Origin of the sequence: Agromyces cerinus (assembly GCF_016907835.1) — a bacterium.
GTDB lineage: Bacteria > Actinomycetota > Actinomycetes > Actinomycetales > Microbacteriaceae > Agromyces > Agromyces nitratus.
Map to the genome: position 1 here is coordinate 2,853,877 of NZ_JAFBCT010000001.1, position 22,955 is coordinate 2,876,831.

Annotated in this window: 19 protein-coding genes; 5 read left to right on the plus strand and 14 right to left on the minus strand. The window is 71.5% G+C overall.

Annotated features, from left to right (window positions below; all coding sequences use genetic code 11):
• The first annotated feature begins 5 nt into the window (after positions 1–5).
• Positions 6–1,616, plus strand: a complete 1,611-nt coding sequence (locus tag JOE59_RS13330; RefSeq protein ID WP_239561065.1) for an amidohydrolase — start codon at positions 6–8, stop codon at positions 1,614–1,616.
• 152 nt (positions 1,617–1,768) lie between these two features.
• Here the strand turns inward: JOE59_RS13330 and JOE59_RS13335 are convergent, their stop codons facing one another.
• From JOE59_RS13335 to gabT, 7 genes are all read right to left on the minus strand, one after another.
• A complete protein-coding gene (locus tag JOE59_RS13335; RefSeq protein WP_204461150.1) occupies positions 1,769–2,029 on the minus strand; it encodes an RNA polymerase sigma factor in 261 nt (86 codons plus the stop codon).
• Between the two features lie 146 nt (positions 2,030–2,175).
• Entirely contained in the window at positions 2,176–3,747 is a 1,572-nt protein-coding gene (locus JOE59_RS13340) for an APC family permease (RefSeq protein WP_204461152.1), read from the minus strand.
• Positions 3,748–3,758: 11 nt separating this feature from the next.
• On the minus strand, positions 3,759–4,628 hold the full coding sequence (locus tag JOE59_RS13345) for a universal stress protein (protein ID WP_204461154.1): 870 nt from the start codon (positions 4,626–4,628) through the stop codon (positions 3,759–3,761).
• Positions 4,628–5,992 carry a flavin monoamine oxidase family protein gene (locus tag JOE59_RS13350; protein ID WP_204461156.1) on the minus strand — a complete coding sequence of 455 codons (1,365 nt, stop codon included), beginning with the start codon at positions 5,990–5,992 and terminating at the stop codon, positions 4,628–4,630. The genes JOE59_RS13345 and JOE59_RS13350 overlap by 1 nt, the downstream gene beginning before the upstream one ends.
• Positions 5,993–6,105: 113 nt before the next feature.
• Positions 6,106–7,575 (minus strand): NAD-dependent succinate-semialdehyde dehydrogenase, encoded by a 1,470-nt coding sequence (locus tag JOE59_RS13355; RefSeq protein ID WP_204461158.1) that lies wholly within the window; start codon positions 7,573–7,575, stop codon positions 6,106–6,108.
• A 61-nt stretch (positions 7,576–7,636) separates the two neighbouring features.
• On the minus strand, positions 7,637–8,968 hold the full coding sequence (locus JOE59_RS13360) for a Glu/Leu/Phe/Val family dehydrogenase (protein ID WP_204461160.1): 1,332 nt from the start codon (positions 8,966–8,968) through the stop codon (positions 7,637–7,639).
• Entirely contained in the window at positions 8,965–10,323 is a 1,359-nt protein-coding gene (gene gabT / locus JOE59_RS13365) for a 4-aminobutyrate--2-oxoglutarate transaminase (protein ID WP_204461163.1), read from the minus strand. The genes JOE59_RS13360 and gabT overlap by 4 nt, the downstream gene beginning before the upstream one ends.
• A gap of 165 nt (positions 10,324–10,488) precedes the next feature.
• Here gabT and JOE59_RS13370 point away from each other — a divergent pair, with 165 nt between their 5' ends.
• Positions 10,489–12,033, plus strand: coding sequence for a PucR family transcriptional regulator (locus JOE59_RS13370; RefSeq protein ID WP_204461165.1), 1,545 nt, complete (start codon positions 10,489–10,491; stop codon positions 12,031–12,033).
• A gap of 100 nt (positions 12,034–12,133) precedes the next feature.
• Here the strand turns inward: JOE59_RS13370 and JOE59_RS13375 are convergent, their stop codons facing one another.
• Positions 12,134–13,525 carry a GH1 family beta-glucosidase gene (locus JOE59_RS13375; RefSeq protein ID WP_204461168.1) on the minus strand — a complete coding sequence of 464 codons (1,392 nt, stop codon included), beginning with the start codon at positions 13,523–13,525 and terminating at the stop codon, positions 12,134–12,136.
• A gap of 210 nt (positions 13,526–13,735) precedes the next feature.
• On the opposite strand from JOE59_RS13375, the gene JOE59_RS13380 reads away from it, so the two are divergent.
• On the plus strand, positions 13,736–13,930 hold the full coding sequence (locus tag JOE59_RS13380; RefSeq protein WP_204461169.1) for a DUF1918 domain-containing protein: 195 nt from the start codon (positions 13,736–13,738) through the stop codon (positions 13,928–13,930).
• A gap of 49 nt (positions 13,931–13,979) precedes the next feature.
• Complete coding sequence (locus JOE59_RS13385; protein WP_204461170.1) at positions 13,980–14,747, plus strand: SGNH/GDSL hydrolase family protein; 768 nt, start codon at positions 13,980–13,982, stop codon at positions 14,745–14,747.
• Between the two features lie 11 nt (positions 14,748–14,758).
• Here JOE59_RS13385 and JOE59_RS13390 read toward each other — a convergent pair whose 3' ends face one another.
• From JOE59_RS13390 to JOE59_RS13415, 6 genes are all read right to left on the minus strand, one after another.
• Positions 14,759–15,256: an FBP domain-containing protein gene (locus JOE59_RS13390; RefSeq protein ID WP_204461171.1), complete on the minus strand. Its 498-nt coding sequence runs from the start codon at positions 15,254–15,256 to the stop codon at positions 14,759–14,761.
• A gap of 79 nt (positions 15,257–15,335) precedes the next feature.
• Entirely contained in the window at positions 15,336–16,265 is a 930-nt protein-coding gene (locus tag JOE59_RS13395) for a bile acid:sodium symporter family protein (RefSeq protein ID WP_204461172.1), read from the minus strand.
• Between the two features lie 105 nt (positions 16,266–16,370).
• Positions 16,371–17,744 (minus strand): aminotransferase class V-fold PLP-dependent enzyme, encoded by a 1,374-nt coding sequence (locus JOE59_RS13400; RefSeq protein ID WP_204461173.1) that lies wholly within the window; start codon positions 17,742–17,744, stop codon positions 16,371–16,373.
• A 123-nt stretch (positions 17,745–17,867) separates the two neighbouring features.
• Complete coding sequence (locus JOE59_RS13405) at positions 17,868–19,313, minus strand: NtaA/DmoA family FMN-dependent monooxygenase (RefSeq protein ID WP_204461180.1); 1,446 nt, start codon at positions 19,311–19,313, stop codon at positions 17,868–17,870.
• Positions 19,314–19,412: 99 nt separating this feature from the next.
• A complete protein-coding gene (locus JOE59_RS13410; protein ID WP_204461181.1) occupies positions 19,413–20,498 on the minus strand; it encodes a fatty acid desaturase family protein in 1,086 nt (361 codons plus the stop codon).
• Between the two features lie 134 nt (positions 20,499–20,632).
• A complete protein-coding gene (locus JOE59_RS13415) occupies positions 20,633–21,100 on the minus strand; it encodes a MarR family winged helix-turn-helix transcriptional regulator (RefSeq protein WP_204461183.1) in 468 nt (155 codons plus the stop codon).
• Between the two features lie 222 nt (positions 21,101–21,322).
• On the opposite strand from JOE59_RS13415, the gene JOE59_RS13420 reads away from it, so the two are divergent.
• Positions 21,323–22,945 carry a stealth family protein gene (locus JOE59_RS13420; RefSeq protein WP_204461184.1) on the plus strand — a complete coding sequence of 541 codons (1,623 nt, stop codon included), beginning with the start codon at positions 21,323–21,325 and terminating at the stop codon, positions 22,943–22,945.
• The last annotated feature ends 10 nt before the right edge of the window (positions 22,946–22,955 follow it).

The window sequence follows — 22,955 nt, forward strand, 5'->3', positions numbered from 1 at the left end:
CCCGCATGCTCGTCACCAACGCCCGCATCTTCACCGCCGACTCCGCGAACGAGTGGGCCGAGGCCCTCGTCATCGACGGCGACACGCTCGCCTACGTCGGCGACGCGCAGGGCGCACGCGACGCAGCGGGCACGGATGCCGCGACGCTCGACCTCGAGGGCCGGCTCGTGCTGCCCGGCTTCACCGACGCGCACACGCACCTCGTCATGATGGGCGAGGCGCTCGGCCGGGTCGGGCTCACCGATGCCCGCTCGCTCGACGAGATCCAGGCGCGGCTCCGCGCCGCCCGCGAGGCCGCACCCGATGCGCCGCGGCTCCTCGGCCGAGGCTGGCTGTTCGACTCCCTGCCGGGCGGCGCCCCGACCGCGGCGATGATCGACGCCGTGGTCGCCGACGTGCCCGTCTACCTCGACGCGAACGACTACCACTCGGTCTGGGTGAACTCCGCGGCGCTCACCGAGCTCGGCATCACGCGTGACACCCCCGACCCGATCGGCGGCTCGATCGGACGAGACGCCGACGGCGAGCCCGACGGCATGCTCTTCGAGACCGCCGCGCAGCAGTTCGTGTGGAGCCACCTCGCCTCGATCACGACCGACGACGACCGCGACGCCGCCGTCGAGCGCACGATCGCGGCGTACCTAGCGACGGGCGTCACCGGCGTGGTCGACATGGCGTTCGACGAGCTCGGGCTCGCCGCGTTCCAGCGGGCTGCCGCCCGCCGCGGCGGGGCTCTGCCGATCCGCGTCGTCGGCCACTGGTTCGTCGCCAACACGGGCGACGATGCCGCGAACCTCGAGCAGGTGGGGCGGGCCGTGGAGCTGGCCGGTGAGATCGAGTCGCCGTGGCTGCGCGTCGCCGGCATCAAGCTCGTGCTCGACGGCGTCATCGACGCGTGCACGGCGGCCATGCGGCATCCGTACGCCGACGGCTCGAACGCGGACCCGATCTGGCCGCTCGACCGGCTGAAGCCCGTCGTCGCGGCCGCCGACGCCGCCGGCCTGCAGGTCGCGATGCACGCCATCGGCGACCTCGCGAGCGATCACGCGCTCGACGCCCTCGAGCACGCGCACGAGCTCAACGGCGAGCGCGCCCGGCGCCACCGCATCGAGCACCTCGAATACGCCGCACCGGGCACGGCCGAGCGGATGGCGCGGCTCGGCGTCACGGCGTCGATGCAGCCTGTGCACGCCGACCCGGCGATCTGGGCGAACTGGGCCGCGATGCTGGGCGACGAGCGCGCCGAGCGCGGCTTCGCCTGGCCCGAGTACGTCGACGCGGGCGCACTGCTCGCCTTCTCGACCGATGCGCCGACGGCCCCGCACGAGGCCCTGCCGAACATGTACGTCGCCGCCACCCGGCGCTCGGCGCTCGACCCGTCGTTCGGGCCGAACCAGCCCGAGTTCGCACTGCCGCTCGCTCAGTCGATCGCACACGCGACCCGCGACGCCGCTGCGTCATGCGGTGATGAGAATGCCCGCGGCAGCCTCGCCGCCGGCCTTGCGGCCGACTTCGCGGTGCTCGACACCGACGTCTTCGCGGCCGGCGAGGAGTCGTTGCTCACGGCGCGCGTCGTGCGCACCGTGGTTGCGGGTTCGACGGTGCACGAGGTCTGACGCCGTGCCGCGGGGCCGGTGCACTGCACCGGCGCCGCGGCATCCGCCCGGCTAGGCCGTGGCCTCGTCGCGCGGGTCGGGCAGGTAGGCCGAGATGTCGAGCGGCTGCGTCGGCGGCAGCTCGAGGTCGGCAGGGTCGATGCGGTGGGCGTTCATGTGATGGTCCCTTCGTACTGGTGTTCACGGAGCAGTTCGCGGAGCCGGGCCCTCGCCCGCTGGTACCGCCCGCGCGCGGTGGTCTCGCTGATGCCGAGGATCGTCGCGGCCTCTGCGACGGTGAATCCGTCCCACAGCACGAGGCGCACCCGCCCGAAGTCGAAGCTGCGCTGCGCGACGATGTCCGGCGTCCAGCCGAACCAGTCGATCACTGCCGGTGCGCCCCGCCGCACCGCCTCGTCCAGCCAGTCGTCCATCGCGCGCCCCTCCGTCAGATGCCCTCACAGTAGGTATGTCCGGCAGCGGCCCATTCGGCACAAACTTCTTGCGAATGCCCCATGACGCAGAACGAGGCCGCCCCCTGGTGTCGCAGGGGGCGGCCTCGTCTGTGCTGAGCCTGGGCTCAGTCCTCTGCGACCGCGCGCGAGAGCGTCTCGCCGCGGAAGAACGCCGGGCGCTTGCGCCACTGCCAGAGCATCACCGCTGCACCGCCGAGCAGCACGACCATGCCGAGGATGAACACGAGGCCCACGCCGCCGATGTTGGAGCCGCTGCCGTATGAGGGGTCCATGCTGTCGATCAGCGTCGTGACGAACAGCACGGCCAGGATGACTCCGCCCACGAGCGGGGCGAGCAGCGTGAAGAAGACGTTGCGCACCGACCGGAACCACACCGAGCGGAAGAACCACACACATGCGAAGGCCGTGATGCCGTAGTAGAAGCAGATCATCATGCCGAGCGCGGTGATCGTGTCCCAGAGCACGTTCTCGCTCAGCAGGCGCATGACGGCGTAGAAGACGGATGCAACGACCGCCGACACGATCGTCGCATACCCCGGCGTGAAGAAGCGCGGGCTCACGCTCGCGAACTTCTCGGGGAGCGCGCCGTAGTGGCCCATCGCGAGCAGCGTGCGCGCGGGACCCACGAACGTCGACTGCAGGCTCGACGCCGAGCTCGTCAGCACGGCGAGCGAGACGAGCACCGCGAACGGGCCGAGGATCGGACCGGCGAGGTGGAAGAACACATTGTCCTGGATGTCGGGGTTGCCGAGTCCGAACTCGCCCTCGCCGACGCCCGCGTAGGAGATCAGCGACACGGCGATGAGCAGGTAGAGCACGAAGATCGTGACGACCGTGATCGTCGCGGCCCGGCCCGGCGTCTTCTCCGACCCCCTCGTCTCCTCGTTCATCGTGAGCGTGACATCCCAGCCCCAGAAGATGAAGATCGAGAGCGAGAGACCGGCGACGACCGCCGAGAACGATCCGACGGCGAACGGGTTGAACCACGACCATTCGATCGGCGTCGCGTCGAACGCATTGCCGTTCGCGACCTCGACGAGGGCGGCGACCGAGAACAGGACGAGCACCGCGACCTGGAACCCGACGAGCCAGTACTGCACCTTCTGGGTGGTCTGCATGTCGCGGTACGAGATCCACGTCGCGCCGAGCATGAAGAGCAGGCAGACGGCGACGTTGATGAACGGGTTCGCGGCGAGGTCGGCGATCTCGGGAATGCCCGAGACCTGTGCGATCAGGAGGAACAGGAAGTCCACCGCGATGCCCGCGAGATTGGACAGCACGAGGATCGTCGCCGCGATGAGGCCCCAGCCGGCCATCCAGCCCACCCAGGGTCCGAAGGCGCGCGTCGCCCAGGTGAACGAGGTGCCGGAGTCCGGCATCCGCTTGTTGAGCTCGCGGTAGCCGAGCGCGACGAGCAGCATCGGGATGAAGCCGACGAGGATGATCGCCGGTACCTGCACGCCGACCTCCGACACCGTTGGGCCGAGGGCGGCCGTCAGCGTGTAGGCGGGCGCGATGCACGAGATGCCGATGACGATCGCGCCGATGAGGCCGACCGAACCCGCCGACAGCCCTTTCTTCGAGATGCCGTGATCGGAGCCGTCGACCGCGGCGCTCGCCGTGGTCAACGGCGCGTGCGGTTCGGTGTGCTGCTGGTGGGGTTCTTGGTGCGTCATTGCGTGATCCTTCAGGAGGTGGAGCGCGGCACGACGATCATCGGCACCGGCAGCTCGCGCAGCATCTTCGATGCCGTCGAGCCCAGGAAGAGTCGGCTGGGGGTCGCGAGGCGGCTCGAGCCGACGAGCACGACCTCGCCGGCGTGCCACTCGAGCGCCGCGACCGCCTGCTCGATCGTGTCGCCGGAGGCGACGACCGCGGTGGCCGTCGTGCCGGCGGGCAGCGCCCGGCGGGCCGCTTCGAGCACGTCGTCGGCGTGGGCGGTGCTCGCGAGCGAGGCGAGCTCCTCGTCCATGCCGGCCGGCAGGTCGATCGAGACGAGCGACACGAGCCGCAGCGGCGCGTGCGTGAGCCGGGCGAGGCGCACCGAGATGTCGAGCACCGACCCCGCCCCCGAGCGCGTGCCGACCGCACCCGTGATGCGGGTGACGCCGAGCGTGACGGGCGTCTCGCGCGAGCCCGCCGGAGCGAGCGCCACGGGCACGTCGGACGCGTGCAGCAGGTCGTTGGCCACCGAACCGATGCGCGACCGGCCGAGCAACCCGCCGCGCGCGGCGCCGACGACGATGAGCGAGGCGTCGAACTCGTGCGCTGCGGCCACGAGGCCCTCGGCGAACGACTCGGCGTAACGGATGTGCAGCGCCTGCTCGACACCGTCGCCGAGGCGAGCGGATGCCTCGGCCAGCCAACCCCGGGAGCGCTCCTTCAGGTGGCGCTCGTACCCGGTGTCGGGCGGAACGACGGCACCGCGCGCCTCGATGGGAAGCACCATCACGACTTCGAGGAGCGCCTCACTGGCCGCCGCGAGTCGCCCGCCGAGGGCGAGCGCGTCGGCGCCGGATTCGTTCGCCGTGTAGCCGACGACGATGCGGGTGACCATCAGCTCGCGCCGAGGATCTCGTCGGCGACCTCGCGACCGACGCGGATCGCGCCGTCGACGTGCTGGTACCCCTTGCCCGCCATGTCGGAGCACGAGAAGTGGATCGGCCCGACGGGGGTGCGGAGGTCGGCGCCGTAGCGCGCGAGGCCGCCCATGTCGAAGCTCGCCGCGTACGCGCCGCGGGTCCACTCCTCGGAGCCCCAGTCGCTCTCGTAGTAGACGACCGGGTTCAGCGCCTCGGGGCCGTAGTAGTGCGAGAGCGACTCGAGGATCCGCGCCTTGCGCTCCTCGGCCGAGAGCGTGAAGACGCCGTCGGCCTCCTCGTCGGAGACGAAGCCGACGAGCGTGCCGCGCGGGTCCTCGTGGTTGGTGTTGTCATATGCCTCGTGCACGAGCTCGTACGGGCTGAACGCCGTGCCCGAGAGGCCCTGCTCGCGCCAGAACGGCGTCTCGTAGACCGCGTGCACCTTGATGACGAAGCCCATCGAGAGGTGCTGGTGCATCTGGTGCTGGCGGCGGGGCAGCGGCGGCTCGTACGAGATGCGGCTGATGAGGATGGGCGGCAGCGCGAGCACGACGTGCTTCGCGTGCACCTCGATCGAATCGGTGACCGCGACGACGCCGGCGTCGGGGGCATCCGGCGTCCAGCGGAGCGTGCGCACGGCCTGGCCGGTGCGCACGGCGTCGCCGAGACGCTCGGCGAGCAGCAGCGGCACCTGCTGGAGGCCGCCCACGACGCGCTTGTCGAGGATGAAGTCGGCGTCGACGAGGTTCGAGAACGAACCGGCGGATGCCGCCATGAGCAGCGCCTGCAGCGCCGAGAACGCGTGCGCGGGCTTGGTGAGCATGGCACCGGCGATGAACATGCCGATGTTGAGCTTCGCCTCTTCATCGTCGGTCTGGGTGCCGAGCCACTCGGCGAAGGAGACCTCGTCGAGCTCCTTCGCGCGCGGGTGGGCCCACGGCGCATCGGGGTCGATCTCGGCGACGAGCTCGTCGAGCTTCTCGATGAGGCCGACGATCTCGCCCTCGGTCTTGGCCGGCACCGGGAAGATGTCGCCCTCGAAGAGACGCCGCTCGCCGTCCTCGGCGATGTAGACGTTCTCGCCCGCGCGGTAGCGCTCGTACGTCGCGAGGCCGAGCTCTTCGAGCGTCTCGATGAGCGCGTCCTGGTCGGGCGAGACCCACTGGCCGCCGATCTCGAGCATGGCGCCGTCGATGTCGTCGGTCCAGAGGCGGCCGCCGATGCGGTCGCGCGCCTCGAGCACGACGACGGACTTGCCGGCCGCCTTCAGCTTGGTGGCGGCGGTGAGGCCGGAGGCCCCGGCGCCGACGATGACGACGTCGCAGTCGATGCGTTCCATGGTTCTACGTACTTCCTTTGATTCTGGTGCTGGTCGAGTGGGCCCGTCGGGGCTGTATCGAGACCCGGGCGAGCGGGTGCCCCGGCGCGGGCTGCGGCATCCGCTCAGGTGGTTCAGCTCACGGGGATGAGCGTGTACTTCGTGTCGAGGTATTCGTGGATGCCCTCGAGTCCGCCCTCGCGGCCGATGCCCGACTGCTTGATGCCGCCGAACGGCGCCGCCGCGTTCGAGACGAGGCCGGTGTTCAGGCCCATCATTCCCGTGGCGAGGCGGTTGATCATGCGGTGGCCGCGGGCCAGGTCCTGCGTGAAGACGTAGGAGACGAGGCCGTACTCGGTGTCGTTGGCGAGGCGCACGGCCTCGTCTTCGCTCGAGAACGTCGTGATGCCGAGCACCGGGCCGAAGATCTCCTCGCGGAGGAGGCGGGCGTCGGCCGGCACGGAGCCGAGCACGGTCGGGGCGTAGAACGTGCCCTCGCCCTCGATCACGGTGCCGCCGGTGAGCACCGTGGCGCCCTTGGCGACGGCGTCGCCGACGAGCTCGTCGGTCGAGGCGACCGCCTTCGCGTCGATCAGCGGGCCGATGGCGATGCCGTCTTCGGTGCCGCGGCCGACGCGCATGGCCTGCACGCGCTCGGCGACCCGCTTGCCGAACTCGTGGGCCACCGACTCGTGCACGATGAAGCGGTTGGCGGCGGTGCAGGCCTGTCCGATGTTGCGGAACTTGGCGAGCATCGCGCCGTCGACGGCCTTGTCGAGGTCGGCGTCCTCGAAGATGACGAACGGCGCGTTGCCGCCGAGCTCCATCGAGGTGCGGAGGATGCCCTGTGCGGCCTCCTTCATCAGGCTGCGGCCGACCTCGGTCGACCCCGTGAAGCTGAGCTTGCGCAGGCGCGGGTCGGCGATGATCGGGCCCGAGACCTTCGACGAGGTCGACGTCGCGATGACGTTGACGACGCCGGCCGGGAGGCCGACCTCTTCGAGCAGCTGCACGAACGCGAGGGTCGTGAGCGGCGTGAGTGCCGGGGGCTTGATGACGACGGTGCAGCCTGCGGCGAGCGCGGGTGCGATCTTGCGGGTCGCCATCGCGAGCGGGAAGTTCCACGGCGTGATGAAGAACGACGGGCCGACCGGGCGCTGCGAGACGATCATGTTGCCGGTGCCCTCGGGGTTCAGCCCATAGCGGCCCGAGATGCGCACGGCCTCTTCGCTGAACCAGCGCAGGAACTCGCCGCCGTAGGCGACCTCGCCGCGCGCCTCGGCGAGGGGCTTGCCCATCTCCATGGTCATGAGGAGCGCGAAGTCCTCCTTGCGCTCCTGCAGCAGGTCGAACGCCCGGCGCAGCAGTTCGCCGCGCTCGCGCGGAGCCGTCGCCGCCCACGCGTCCTGCGCGGCGACCGCGGCGTCGAGCGCCTTGATGCCATCGGCGACGGATGCATCGGCGATCTCCTTGATCGTCGCACCGGTCGCGGGGTCGATGACGGCGAGCGTCCTGCCGCCCTCGGCGTCGACCCATTCGCCGCCGATGAAGAGCCCGCCGTTGATGCGGTCGAGCACGGTCGCTTCCTGTGTTGCAGTCGTCATGCGTGTGATTTCCGTTCGGTGTGTCGGGGTGACGGTGTCGAGAGCGGTGCGGCGTTCGCGATCAGGGGTAGAGGCCGCGCAGCTTGTGCGCTTCGGCGACGCGTTCGACGGCGAGCGCCGTCGCGGCGGTGCGAAGCGAGAGCCCCCGCGCCTCGGCGTATCCCAGCACGTGCTGCCACGCGCTGAGCATCCGCTCCTCCAGTCTGGACTCCACTTCGTCGGCACGCCACCAGTAGGCCTGGTTCGCCTGCACCCATTCGAAGTACGAGACGATGACGCCGCCCGCGTTCGCGAGGATGTCGGGCACGACGAGCACGCCGTTCTCGCGCAGGATGCTGTCGGCTCCGGGGGTCGTCGGGCCGTTGGCGCCCTCGACGATGACGGTGGCCCGCACGGCCGCCGCGTTGCCCTCGTGCAGCACGCCCTCGACGGCGGCCGGCACGAGCAGGTCGACGTCGAGCGTGAGGAGCTGCGCGCCGTCGATCGCCTCGGCACCGGCGAAGCCGACGACCGAGCCGGTCGCCCGCACGTGGTCGGTGAGCGCCTCGACGTCGAGGCCCGTCGCGTTGTACACGGCGCCGTACTGGTCGCTCACTCCGGCGACGCGCACGCCGGCCTCGGAGAGGAACCGCGCGGCATCCGCACCGACCTTGCCGAAGCCCTGCACCGCTGCGGTCGCCCGCGACGGTTCGATGCCGCGGTGGCGGAGCGCGGCGAGCGCGATGTGGGTCACCCCACGCGAGGTCGCGCTCGCCCGCCCCTGCGAACCGCCGAGCGCGATGGGCTTGCCGGTCACGATGCCGGGCACCGTGTAGCCGCTGGTCACGGAGTAGGTGTCCATGATCCAGGCCATCGTCTGCTCGTCGGTGCCGACGTCGGGCGCAGGGATGTCGCGCTCCGGGCCGATGATCGGCAGGATCTCGCTCGTGTAGCGGCGGGTCACGCGCTCGAGCTCGGCCTTGGAGTGCTCGCGGGGGTCGATCGCGATTCCGCCCTTCGCGCCGCCGTACGGCACGTCGAGCAGGGCGCACTTCCAGGTCATCCACATCGCGAGGGCCCGAACCTCGTCGAGGTTCACGTTGGGCGCGTAGCGCAGGCCGCCCTTGGCCGGGCCTCGCGAGAAGTTGTGCTGCACGCGGTGACCGATGTAGAGCCGGCTCTCACCGGAGTCCATGCGCAGCGGCACCGACACGGTGAGCTCGCGGCGCGGAGTCGCGAGCATCTGGTGCAGGCCGTCGGTGTAGCCGAGGAGGCCGACCGCCTCGGCGAGCTGGGCGCGCGCGTCGGTGAGGGGCGTCGCGATGTGCTGCGCGGCGGAGCCCGCTGCGATCAGCGGGCTCGCCGAGGCATCCGTTGCGGTCGACGTCGTCGTCGCCGCCAGGAGGTCGGTCATGCGTTCTTCAGTCCTTCCGCGACGACCGAGAGGCCGTCGATGAGCAGTTCGTCGGAGATGGTGAGCGGGGGCAGGAACCGGATCACGTTGCCGTAGGTGCCGCAGGTCAGCACGACGACGCCGTTGGCGTGGGCGTACTTCGCGACCGCGTTCGTGAGCGCGGCGTCGGGGGCGCCGGTGGCGGGGTCGACGAGCTCGATCGCGACCATGGCGCCGCGTCCGCGGACGTCGCCGATGCGGGGGTCGGCGGTGCGCAGCGCGTTCAGGCGGCCGATGAGCACGGCGCCGATCTCGCGGGCGCGCTCGATGAGGCCGTCTGCTTCGTAGGTCTCGATGGTGGCGAGCGCCGCGGCGCAGGCGAGCGGGTTGCCGCCGTAGGTGCCGCCGAGGCCGCCGGCCATCGCGGAGTCCATGATGTCGGCACGGCCGGTGACCGCCGAGAGCGGCAGGCCGCCGGCGATGCCCTTGGCCGCCACGACGAGGTCGGGCACGATGCCCTCGTGCTCGCTCGCGAACCAGGCGCCGGTACGGGCGAAGCCGGTCTGCACCTCGTCGGCGATGAAGACGACGTCGTTCTGCTTCGCCCACTCGACGAGCGCGGGGAGGAAGCCCTGCGCGGGGACGATGAAGCCGCCCTCGCCCTGGATGGGCTCGATGATGATCGCGGCGAGGTTCTCGGCGCCGATCTGCTTCTCGATGACGGAGATGGCGCGGGCCGCGGCCTCGGCGCCCGAGAGGCCGCCGTCGCGGAACGGGTAGCTGAGGGGCGCGCGGTACACCTCGGAGGCGAACGGCCCGAAGCCGCTCTTGTACGGGATGTTCTTCGCGGTGAGGCCCATGGTGAGGTTCGTGCGGCCGTGGTAGGCGTGGTCGAACGCGACGACGGCCTGCTTCTTCGTGAAGTGGCGGGCGATCTTGACCGCGTTCTCGACGGCCTCGGCGCCCGAGTTGAAGAGGGCCGTGCGCTTGACGTGGTCGCCGGGGGTGAGGTCGTTCAGCTTCTCGGCGACGGCGACGTAGCCCTCGTACGGCGAGACGGTGAAGCACGTGTGGGTGAACGAGTTCAGCTGCGCGGTGACGGCTTCGACGACGCGGGGAGCCGAGTTGCCCACGCCGGTGACGGCGATGCCCGAACCGAGGTCGATGAGCGAGTTGCCGTCGGCGTCGACGATGACGCCTCCGCCCGCTGCGACGACCGAGATGGGCAGGGTGTGGCCGACGCCCGAGGCGACGGCTGCGGCCTTGCGGGCCATGAGCTCCTGCGAGCGCGGGCCGGGGATGGCGGTGACGAGACGGCGCTCCTGGGCGAGCGCGGGTCCTCCGGTCATGGTGGCCGGGGTGTCGACGAGAGTCATGAGTGCTCCGATGCGGGGTGACGACGGTGGCGGATGCCGCCAATGCTAGGTCGGGCCGAGCGGATGCTTCAGCGCCCGCCTGTACACTTGAGGCGCAGTTCTTCGACATGACGTACACCACGCGCTCACCGCTCGAGGCGGCTGAAGCCCACCGAAGGAGCCCTTGTGCAGCCGACCGTGCAGACCCTGCTCGACCGCCCCGAGCTCGCTCTGGGCCTCCTCACCCCGGCCGCGCAGCTGCCCGAGGGCGCGCTCGCGGCGCGGGTGGTCTGGGCGCACAGCTCCGACCTCGCCGACCCCACGCCGTTCCTCGACGCCGGCCACGTGCTGCTGACGACCGGCACGCAGTTCGGCGACGACGCCGAGACCGGCTTCGCCGCCGCGTATGTCGAACGCCTCCGCGAGACCGGCGTCGCCGCCCTCGGCTTCGGCACCGAGGTGATCCGCGAGGGCACCCCCGAGTCGCTCGTCGAGGCCTGCGCCGCGCAGGGCCTGCCGCTCTTCGAGGTGCCCTATCGGGTGCCGTTCATCGCGATCGCCCGCACGGTCGCCGACCTCATCGCCGAAGACGCCTACGCACGACAGGCCTGGGCGCTGAACGCGCAGCGCGCGATCTCGCTCGCGGCACTGCGCCCCGACGGCCTCTCGGCCACCCTCGCCGAGCTCTCCCATCGTCTCGGCGCCTGGGTCGGGCTCATCGACGCGACCGGGTCCCTCGACCGCGAAGCGCCGCTCGACGGCCTCGGTCAGCCGCTCCTCGGCGAGGTCGTGGGCGAGGCTCGATCGATGCTGCGCCGCGGCCAGCGCGCCAGCCGCACGCTGGTCGCCGGCGACTCGACGCAGTCACCGCAGCGCATGACCCTGCAGACGCTCGGCGGCGGCGGGGCGCTCCGCGGGGTGCTCGCGATCGGCGACTCCCCCGAACTCGACCAGGCCGGCCGTGAGGTCGTCACCTCGGTGATCGCGCTCGCCGGTCTCGCGCTCGAGCAGAACCGCGACCTCGACCGGGCACGCGGCCACCTGCGATCCGGGCTGCTCCGCGGCATCCTCGCAGGCGACCTGACGCTCGCCGAGCGGGTCGCGACCGAGATGTGGGGGCCTCTGCCGTCGGCGCCCATGCGCATCGCCGTGACGGATGCCCCGCTCACGGGCGTCGACCGACTGACCGAGCTGCTCGAGCTGCGCGTCGAGGAGCGGGGCGGCCGGCTCTTCTTCGGCCGCGACGACGAGCAGTTCGTGCTCGTGCTGGAGGAGGCCGACTCCGGCCTCGCCGACGAGCTCGCCGCGGAGTTCGAACTGCCGGTCGGCCTCTCTGATCCGATCGGCACGGGCGGCATCGCACTCGCGCACGAGCAGGCGCTGCGCGCCGTCGAGCGGGCCCGCGAGTCGGGCTCGGGCGTCGTGCACTTCGACGAGATCAGTCGGCAGGGCGTGCTCGCGTTCCTCGCCCGCACCGATGCCCGCGCGGTCGCGCTCGCGACCCTCGCCCCGCTGACCGAGCACGACGCCGAGAGCGGCACCGCCCTGCTCACGACCACCCGCACCTGGCTCGAGCACGGCGGTCAGTTCGACGCCACCGCGCAGGCGCTCGGCGTGCACCGGCACACGGTGCGCAGCCGCATCGCCCTTGCGGAGCGGCTGCTCGGCCGCGACCTCTCGGGCTTCCACGCCCGCGCCGACCTGTGGGCGGCGCTCCTCGCGGTCGACTGACGACTCGCTCTCAGGAGATAGCCCGCCAGTCAGGACGGATCGCCCGAAGGCATCCTGACCAGCGCGCGATCTCCTGAGTCGCGGACGCGCCGCAAGCGGCTCAGCCGCGCGACGCCGCGATTCGGTCGCGGTACCAGGCGTACGAGTCCTTCGGCGTGCGCTCGCCGGTCTCGAAGTCGATGTGCACGAGCCCGAACCGCTGCGTGTACCCCTCGGCCCACTCGAAGTTGTCAGTGAGCGACCACAGGTAGTAGCCGCGCACGTCGACGCCCTGGTCGATCGCGCGCCGCACCGCCGTGATGTGCCGGTCGACGTAGTCGATGCGCCGCTCGTCGTGCACGGCTCCGGTCGCGGCACCGCCCACGACCTCGTCGGGGAACGACGCTCCGTTCTCGGTGATGACGACGGGCGGCAGCCGGTCGCCGTAGTCGCGTGCGAACGAGACGAGCAGCTCGGTGAACGTCTCGGGCATGATCGGCCAGTCGAAGCCCGTGGTCGGCACGTTCTCGAACTCGACGGGTTCGAACGGCAGGCCCGCTGCGGCGAACTCCGAGCCCTCGCTCGGCGCGGCAACCAGCGTCGGGTTGTAGAAGTTGATGCCGTAGAAGTCGATCGGCGCACCGATGAGCTCGAGGTCGCCGTCTTCGAGGCCCGGCATCGCCTCCAGGCCGAAGCCCGAGAGGTCGGGGTAGGCGCCCGTGAGCACCGGGTCGGCGAAGATGCGGTTGTAGATCAGGTCGAAGGCGCCGGCCGCGAACTGGTCGGCCGGGGCATCCGATGCCGGCACCATCAGCGTGTGGTTGTTCGTGATGCCGACCTCGGCGTCGCCGCGCTCGCGGATCGCGGCGACGACGAGGCCGTGCGCCAGCAGCTGGTGGTGGGCGGTCGGCAGCGAACCCATCATGAGCGCGTGGCCCGGCGCCTGGCTGCCGAGCGCGTAGCCCTGCAGGGTCGTCATCGCGGGCTCGTTGAGGGTGATCCAGCGCTGCACGCGGTCGCCGAGGCGGTCGACCACGAGCCCCGCGTACTCGGCGAGCCGGTAGGCCGTGTCGCGGTTCAGCCAGCCGCCTGCGGCCTCGAGCTCCTGCGGGAGGTCCCAGTGGTAAAGCGTCGGCACCGGCGCGATGCCGGCGGTGAGCAGCTCGTCGACGAGGCGGTCGTAGTACGCGAGCCCGGCCTCGTTCGCGGGGCCGGTGCCGCCGGGCTGCACCCGCGGCCACGAGATCGAGAAGCGGTAGTCGTCGGCGTCGAGGCCGGCAAGCAGCTCGACGTCGTCGCGGTAGCGCCGGTAGCTGTCGGCGGCGAGCTCGGCGTTCGAGCCGTCGATCACGAGGCCGGGCGTGCGGGTGAAGACGTCCCAGATGGACTCGCCGCGGCCGCCCTCGCTCGTCGAGCCCTCGATCTGGAAGGCCGCGGTGGCGGCGCCCCAGCGGAATCCCTTCGGGAACGTCAGCGTCTCGGCCGTGGTGTCGGGGGTGGCGGCATCGGCCATGGGGAACCTCGCTGTTCGTCGACTGGCGGCGGTGAGCGGATGACGCGGCATCCGCTCTGCTCGAAAGTGGGACGTTTGACCCACTCGGCCACCCTAGCCGCCGAACGCGTCCGAGGGAAGGGTCGCATCGACGCCCGGCGCAGCCCGAGGCGCAGCCCTACCGCGGTCGCGGCCACCGGCGTACGCTGGAAGAACTCGGAGGAGGACGCGATGCACGCAACCGTCGGAGAACACCTCACCATCCAGGGCAAGCAGGTCGGCCAGGCGCCGCGTCGCGGCGAGATCCTCGAGGTGCGCGGCGAAGACGGCGGCCCGCCCTACCTCGTGCGGTTCGACGACGGTCACGAGACGCTGCTCTTCCCCGGCGCCGACTGCGTCTTCGAGCACGAGCAGCAGGCGACCTGAGCCGCGGCCTCCCTGCCGCGTTGCCGGCGGCCCGCGATAACGTGGTGGCATGTTCCACTCCTACGCGGCGATCGGCGACAGCTTCACCGAGGGCGTCGGCGATGAGCTGCCCGACGGTTCGGTGCGAGGCTGGGCGGACTTCGTGGCGATCGGCCTCGCCGCCGCGGCGCGCGAGCCCATCGGCTACGCGAACCTCGCGATCCGCGGTCGCAAGCTCGGCCCGATCATCGACGAGCAGCTCGACGCGGCGATCTCCCTGCGCCCCGAGCTCCTGAGCTTCAACGGCGGCGGCAACGACATGCTGCGCCCCCGCATGGACGAGCAGGTCACGGCCACGCGGTTCCGCGACGCGATCGAGCGCATCCGCGCCGAGGGCATCCACGTGCTCATGCTGAGCGGCGCGAACCCGACCGACCACATCCCCATGGGCAAGGTGTTCGACGCGCGCGGCGCACGCCTCACCGCCGCGCTCGTCGACCTCGCCGACCGCCCCGGCGTCACGTTCGTCGACAACTTCAACGATCTGGGCCTCCGCGACATCCGTTACTGGTCGCCCGACAAGCTGCACCTGAACGCCCTCGGCCACGCGCGCGTCGCGAGCAACGTGCTGACCGGACTCGGCGTGGCCGTGCCGGTCGAGTGGGGCGTCGAAGAGGTCGCTGCGGCGCCCGCCGGCCCCAAGAGCCGCAATACCGCCGCGTACTACCGCGAGTTCGTGCTGCCGTGGATCGGCCGCCGCCTCACGGGCCGCTCATCGGGCGACGGGCGCGCCGCGAAGCGGCCGACGCTCGCGCCGGTCCCGGATGCCGCCGCCTGACGCCTGATCGATCAGCCGACGCCGAGCACATCGGCGACGAACGCCCGTGTGCGACGGGCGAGCCCCTCGATGCGCTCGAGTTCGTGGGCGCTCGGCAGCACCTCCGACGGCGCAGGCGGGCGCCCGAGGCGCACGGTCTCCTGGCAGGCGAGGTCGGCGCAGATGTAGGTGCCGATGGTGTCGCCGCGCTCGCCGGCCGCGCCCGCCCGGCGGGCTGAGAACAGCTCGACCTGGTCGCCCGGCTGGTGGGTGTGGCAGAGGTTGCAGATGGCGGCCCGATGATGCGAGCCGGTGCGGTCGGCGGCGCGGAGCACGATGCCGACGGGCAGCCCATCGAGTTCGGTCACGAGGTAGCCGCGCGACGGGATGCGGGGGTCGCGCCAGCCGAACGCGTCGAGCGGCGCCCACTCGGTCACGAAGAAGCGCACCGGAAGCGCGAGCTGCTCGAGCTCGGCGGCGTTCGCATTGCCGAAGAGCGAGCGGACGTCGTTCTCGTCGAGCGGCTGCATGCCTCCCCCTCCGTGCGTGACCCGCCCAGTCTACGAATCCGCGCGGGTCGCCGGCACCGGTGCGCCGGCATGCCGGAGGTCAGCTCGCGGGCTCCCCCGCGTCGGCCTGCGCAGCGGCCGGCATCGCGTCGGCCGCGGCATCCGCTCGCTCGGGTGCCGGGCCCCGCCGACGGATCAGGAAGCCGAAGCCGAGCGCCACGAAGAACATCAGCACGCCGTAGACCGCGGCGGGCAGGCTCATCTCGACGCTGCCGATGACGGTCTGGGCGATGACGATCGCGAGCGTCGCGTTGTGGATGCCGATCTCGAACGAGCTCGCGATCGACTGGGCGGGCCCGACGCGCAGCATGCGCGGCACGAGGTAGCCGATCGTCAGGCTCAGCACGCAGAAGAGCACGGTGATCGCCGCGAGACTGCCGAAGTTCTCGAGCAGCAGGTCGAGGTTCGAGACGATCGCGCCGGCGATGACGATCACGAGGATCACGACCGATGCGATGCGCACGGGCTTGTCCATGCGGTCGGCGAAGCCGGGGCGCCACCAGCGCACGAGCATGCCGAGCAGCACGGGCAGCAGCACGATCGCGAACACCTCGACGACCTTGGCGAGCTGCAGCCCGAGCCCGTCGTCACCGGGCAGGAAGAACGCGATCGCGAGGTTCGTGATGAGCGGCAGGGTGAAGACGGCGAGCACCGAGTTGATCGCCGTGAGCGAGATGTTCAGGGCGACGTCGCCGCGGAACAGGTGACTGTAGAGGTTCGCCGTCGTGCCGCCGGGCGACGCGGCGAGCAGCATCATGCCGACCGCGAGCACCGGCGGCAGCTGGAAGACGAGCACGAGGCCGAGGCAGAGCGCCGGCAGCACGAGCAGCTGGCAGACGAGGGCGATGATCACCGCCTTCGGATGCTTCGCCACCCGCGCGAAATCGCCCGGGGTGAGTGAGAGTCCGAGCCCGAACATGATGATGCCGAGGGCGACGGGGAGTCCGATGGTGGTCAACGCTGATCCCATGCGCCAAGTGTGGTCTACGACGGGCGGCCGTTGCGTATCGATTCGGTGACGGATGCCCCTGCGCCCCGGTCCCCGGCGACATGCGAGAGCCCCCGCGGAGTGGTCTCAGGCGAGGGCGAAATCGGGGCGAGGGCGGTCGTCGACGCGCGGACACCAGCCCTCGGGCGAGCGGTCGTAGGCGTGGGCCGGGCCGTCGGCGATGAGCGTCGCGAGCGCGTCGAGGAACCGGTCGACGTCGTCGGCCGAGCTGCCGGCGCCGAGGCTCGCGCGCAGGCCGTTCGCCCGGGTCGCCGTGCGCTCGAAGAAGGGATGCGCGCAGAACCGGCCGGCGCGCACCGAGATGCCGTGCTCGGCACCGAGCGCTGCGGCGAGGAGGCCGACGGAGCCGCGTTCGAGTTCGATCGTCGCGATGCCGAGGCGGTCGCCGAGCCCGTCGCCGAACCCGCTGAGCACGCGCACCCCCTGCTGTGCGGCGAGCCCCTCGTGCAGCCGGAGGGTGAGCGCCTGCTCGTGGTCATGGCGGGCGTCGTCGCCGAGCCGATCGAGCTCGGCGAGCGCCCTGGCGAGCGCGACGGCGCCGATGACGTTGGGGGTGCCGGCCTCGTGACGTTCGACGCCGTGCTTCCAGTCGACGCCGTCGGCCCGCACCGCGTCGACGGCGCCGCCGCCGGCGAGGTACGCGGGTGCGGCGTCGAGCCAGTCGGACCGGCCGACGAGCGCTCCGGCGCCGAAGGGCGCGTAGGCCTTGTGACCCGAGAAGGCGAGGTAGTCGATGCCCGATGCCGCCACGTCGACCCGGCGGTGCGGCAGCAGCTGCGCCGCGTCGACGGCGATGCGCGCGCCACGCGCGTGTGCGATCTCGGCGAGCCGGTCGATCGGCAGCACCTCGCCCGTGACGTTCGACGCACCGGTCACCGACAGCAGCGCGGCCGGCGTGCGGGCGAGTTCGGCGTCGAGGGCCTCGAGGGTCGCGGCGATCGTCGCCCGCCCCTCGACGAGCCGGCGCGACCGCCAGGGCAGCAGGTTGGCGTGGTGCTCGAGGTCGAGCACCACGGTGTCGCCGGGAACGGCGCCGGCGAGCAGGTTCAGGGCGTCGGTCGTGTTGCGGGTGAAGATCACGAGGTCGTCGTCGCGGGCGCCGACGTGACGGGCCACCGCGAGCCGCGCGTCTTCGACGAGCGAGGTCGACAGCTGCGACGGGTACCCCGAGCCGCGGTGCACGCTCGCGTAGTACGGCAGCACGCGCGTCACCTGCTGCGCCACGACCTCGAGGGCGGGCGCCGACGCCGCGACGTCGAGGTTCACGTGCCGCACGAACCGGCCGCCCAGCACGGGCACCTCGAGGCCCGCGTCGGCGAGCACCGCGAGCGGGCCCGGGCCGGCAGGGCGGGGCTGAGCCGCGGCATCCGTCGCCGTCGCCTGCGTCGCCGGCGCTCGGCGCGCGGCCTCGCGCGTCGCGAACTGCTCGGTGACCGTCACGGGTGCTCCTCCATTGCGGGTGTGTGCGATGAGGCTACGGATCGCGGGAATCGCGCTCAACCGTCCCTCGCCGCGCAGGGTCACACCGCGACACATTGCGACACACAAGGGCGGGCACGCGGGCTACGGATGCCTCCGCGCCGACGCGAGCCGTCCGCGCGACCCGTGCCGCTGCCCGACGGCGACCACCGGGTCGCCGGCCGCGTGCACGCTCTCGGGCCGTGCAAGTCCGAGGTGCTCGCGGAGCGTCTCGCCCTCGTACTCCGTCGGCAGGAGCCCTCGCCGCTGCAGCTCGGGCACGACCTGGAACGCGAACGCCTCGAACTGCTGCGGCTGCACCGCCGAGAGCACGTTGAACCCGTCGACGGCCCCCGCGTCGCCCCACGCCTCGAACTCGGCGGCGATGTCGTCGGCGGTGCCGACGATCATCGAGGCGTTGACCGAAGCTGCGACGACGAGATGCCGCAGGGTGGGCGGTCGCTCGCCCGAGAGGCTCCGCCCCGTGCGCTCGGCGACGATCTCGACGAGCTCCTGCCCGGCGTCGCTGAACTCGGCGACGAGGGGCGGCGTGACCGAGCGGTCGGGCGAGAGCCCGGCGAGGTCGACCCCCACGAGGAGCGACAGCTGCGCGAGCGAACGGTTCGACGGGAACGCCGGGGGCGGGCCGCCGGGCCAGTCCTCGGCGATCTGCACGAGTTCGCTGAGCTCGTCGGCGATCGACTGCGCGTGCTCGCGCGTCTCCCCCACGATCGGCAGCACCGGAGCGATGACCTTCAGCGTGCGGTCGTCGCGGCCCGACTCGAAGGCGAGCGAGCGCAGTTCCTCGCGGATCGCGATCGCCTGCTCGCGATCGCCGACGGCGACGAGCGCGAGGTCGGCGCTCTGCGCGGCGAAGAGTCGCGACCGGGGCGAGATGCCCGCGTGCACGAGCGGCAGGTGGCCCTGCACCGGGCGCGGCACGTTGAGCGGACCGGTCACGCTGAGGTGCTCGCCGTGGAAGTCGGTGGCGTGCAGCTTCTGCGGGTCGAGGTACACGCCGCTCGAGGCATCCGCGACGATCGCGTCGTCGTCGAAGGAGTCCCAGAGGCGTCGCAGCACGATCTCGAACTCGACCGCGCGGTCGTAGCGCGCCTCGTTGGCGGTGTGGAAGTCGACGCCGTGGTTCGCGGCGGCGCGCGGCTCGGCGCCCGTCACGAGGTTGAGGCCGGCCCTGCCGCCCGAGAGCAGGTCGACCGACGCCGTCGCACGGGCCAGCGTGTACGGGTCGGAGTAGCTCGTGTTCGCGGTCGCGATGAGCCCGATGCGGGAGGTGACGCCCGCGAGGTAGGTGATCGCCGCGATGGGGTCGACCCGGGCGACGAGGTAGGGGTCGTGGTACTCGAGGTCGTGCCCCGTCGCGAGCCAGTCGCCGAAGAACAGGTAGTCGAGTCGCGCTGCCTCGGCCACCTCGGCGGCGCGACGCAGCACGGCCGCGTCGCCGCGCGGGTCGCGGTGGGCGCCCGGGTATCGCCACCCCGAGGGGTACGCGCCGATCGCCCTGACCATCGCGCCGATGATGAGTCGTGTCATGTCGACCTCCTGACCCGACCGTAAAGAGGGCGAGCGGATGCCGCGAGGCCGGCCGTCACACGTGTCAACGCGAGGTCACGCGGCGTCACGCGCGACGGCTCAGATGCTCGCCCGCACCGCCAGGAGGGGGCACTCGAACGGGTCGCGCTCGCCGAGGCCGACGCGGTTGATGTACCGGAACACGATCGCGTACGAATGCCACAGGGTGGTCTGCGTGTAGGGCACGTCGTGCTGGTGCAGGTAGTCGGCGATGAGCGGTGCAGCGCGTCGCAGGTGCGGCCGGGGCATCGACGGGAACAGGTGGTGCTCGATCTGGTAGTTCAGCCCGCCCATCGCGAAGTCGAGCACGCGGTTGCCGCGGATGTTGCGGCTCATGAGCGCCTGGCGACGCAGGAAGTCGAGCTTCATGCCCGCCGGAACGAGCGGCATCCCCTTGTGGTTCGGGGCGAACGACATGCCCATGTAGAACCCGAACAGGCCGAGCTGGATCGCGAGGAACACGGCGGCCTTCTCCGGCGAGAGCACGAGGAAGACGAGCGTCAGGTAGCCGACGATCCGCACCGCGAGGAACGAGATCTCCACCGGTCGGTGGGCGAGATGCTCACGGGAGAGCACCCGGTGCACGCTCGAGGCGTGCAGCGACAGCCCTTCGAGCAGCAGGATCGGAAAGAAGAACACCCCTTGGTGGGCGATGACCCACCGGAAGAACGCCGCACGATCGCGGCCGGCCTGCTCGGGCGTGAATGCGACCACGGGCAGGTCGATGTCGGGGTCGGCCCCGATCTGATTGGGGTTCGCGTGGTGGCGGGTGTGCTTGTGCTGCCACCAGCCGTAGCTCATGCCGACGAATCCGCCGAGCACGAGGCTCGTCCAATCGTTCCACTTGCCCGAACGGAAGATCTGGCGGTGCGCGGCGTCATGGCCGAGGAAGGCGGTCTGGGTGAAGAGGAACGCGAAGGCCGCGGCGACGAACATCTGCCACCAGGTGTCGCCGATCCAGACGAACACGACGACGGCGGCTCCGATCGTGACGGGCACCGCGATGAGCTTCGTCCAGTAGTAGCCGTACCTGCGACGCATGAGGCCGGCGGACTTCACGATGCGGGCGAGGTCGGTGAAGTCGCTGTTGCCGGGCGGGCCGCCCGATGCCGAGGGAGGTCGGGGCGAGATCGCCTGGCTGGTCATGATGACCTTCTTCCTGCCGTTCCCGAGTCGTAGGGGAACGGTGCGGAGGCGACGATGCGATCCGCACCCCTTCACGCTACGCCGCCCCGCGCGCGACGTGAGAAACCCTCAAGGAACTCACAGGCTCCGCGATCTCAGCCCGCGACGCCGCGCACCCGCCTCGAGGCGTCGACGACGCGCAGCAGTGTCGCGACGGCGGCCTGCAGCTCCGCCGCGCCCACCGCTGCGCCCACGGCGTCGGCCCATGCGCGCTGGGCCGCGCCCAGGCGCTCGACGGCCGCGCGACCGCCCGCCGTGGGCCGCAGCAGTTTCGCGCGACGGTGCCGCGGGTTCTCGTCGTACTCGGCCCACCCGCGCTCGACGAGGAGGTCGGCGGTGCGCTGCACGCTCTGCCTGGCGAGCCCGAGGCCGACCCGGCGGGCGATCTCGGCGACGGGAAGGCCCTCGTCGAGGGTCGCGCCGAGCACCTGCCACTGCGCCGGTGTGAGACCCTCGGGCCCCGCGATGTCGCGAGCGGCCTCGAGGAACTCGCCGTTGAGCTCGAACACCGGCAGCACGAGCTCGGTGAGGGCGTCGCCCGCCGCGCTGCGACGAGTGGTCATGCGGCACCCACGAGCGCATCGAAGTACCGGCGCTCAGTGGGCGACCGCCGCGGACGCCGACGGCCGTGCGCTGCGTACAATCAGAGCACCGCGCAACCCGCGCCCCACCCACCCCCTGGAGGCCACCGCTTCGTGACGAGACCCGACCGCGATCGAACCCCTGACCGGCAGCAGCACGACGGACACGCGTTCGCGAGGAGGGAAGCGACGCCCGCCCCGCCGATGCGGCTCTCCGATGCGTCCGAACTCGTGCTCGTGGCATCCGCCGGTCGTGCACTCCGCTTCGATCGCGACGACCTCGTGCTGCGCAAGGGCCAGTACGCCCTGCGGAACGGGCACATGACGCCGCAGGAGTCGATGGTCGAAGACCTGCTCGCGCTCGGCGCAGCGCTCGACGAGGCCGGGATCCCGTTCCTGCTCGTACGCGGCAACGACGACCGGCCGATCATCGCCGTCGACCGCGCCGAACGCAAGGCCGTCACCCGGGCGTTCGCCGAGGCCTTCGCCGACGAGCCGTTCTACGCCGCCACCCTCGCCCCGAAGCGCGCCGCGGAGACCCACCCCGTGCTGCTCGCCGACGGCCGGCTCTCCGCCGGTCGCAAGCCCACCCTGCTGCGCGTCTACCGCCCCCGTGTCGAACCGATCGGGCGCCTGCGCTACGGCAGCGAGACCGGCGTGCAACTCGAGTTCTGGCGCTTCGGCGACGAGATGATCGAGGCGCCCGCCGAGAACGTGCTCATGCGTCGCACCCTGCAGCGCTCCGAGACGACCGACGACGTCGTGCACCTGCACGGCCGCGACTGGCCGACCCTCGAGCACATGTGGGAGCCGCTCGCGAGCGACGTCGACTTCGAGATCGACATGGTCTTCTCCTGGGTCGACGGTTCGAGCGACGAGTTCATCCGCGAGCGGGCCAAGCGCATGCAGAGCTACGTCGTCGGCGAGGGCGACGACTCCGAGGCCCGCTACCGCCAGATCGACGAGCTGAAGTACGCGCTGCGCTCGGTGCACCTGTTCGCGCCGTGGGTGCGCCGCATCTTCATCGCGACCGACTCGGGCGCACCGGCCTGGCTCGCGAAGCACCCCAAGGTCACGATCGTGCCGAGCGAGGCGATGTTCGCCGACACCTCCGTGCTGCCGACGCACAACTCGCACGCCGTCGAGAGCCAGCTGCATCACATCGAGGGCCTCGCCGAGCACTTCCTCTACTCGAACGACGACATGTTCTTCGGCCGACCGCTGAGCCCGTCGCTGTTCTTCTCCCCCGGCGGCATCACGAAGTTCGTCGAGGCCGCGACCCGCATCGGGCTCGGGTCGACCCATGCCGGCCGCAGCGGGTTCGAGAACGCCGCCCGGGTCAACCGTGCGCTCCTGCGCGAACGCTTCGGCAAGGTGACGACTCGGCACCTCGAGCACTGCGCCGCCCCGCTCCGTAAGAGCGTCATGGCCGAACTCGAGGCCGCGTTCCCCGAGGAGTTCCGGCGCACGGCCGCGAGCCGCTTCCGCTCGGCGACCGACATCTCGGTGACGAACTCGCTGTACCACTACTACTCGCTCCTCACCGGGCATGCCGTGGTGCAGACCGACGCGCGCGTCAAGTACGTCGAGACGACGCTGCGCCAGGCGCTGCCCGCGATGAAGGAGCTCCTGAAGCACCGCGACCACGACATGTTCTGCCTGAACGACGGCAGCTTCCCCGAGATCTCGGTCGAGGAGCGCACCGCGGCGGTCATCGACTTCCTCGAGCGCTACTTCCCGTTCCCGGCCCCGTGGGAGAAGGCGGCGACGGATGCCTCGGAGCAGGTGGGCGCCGCGGCATCCGCTGCCCCCGACCGCATCGCCTGAGGCGAGTCGC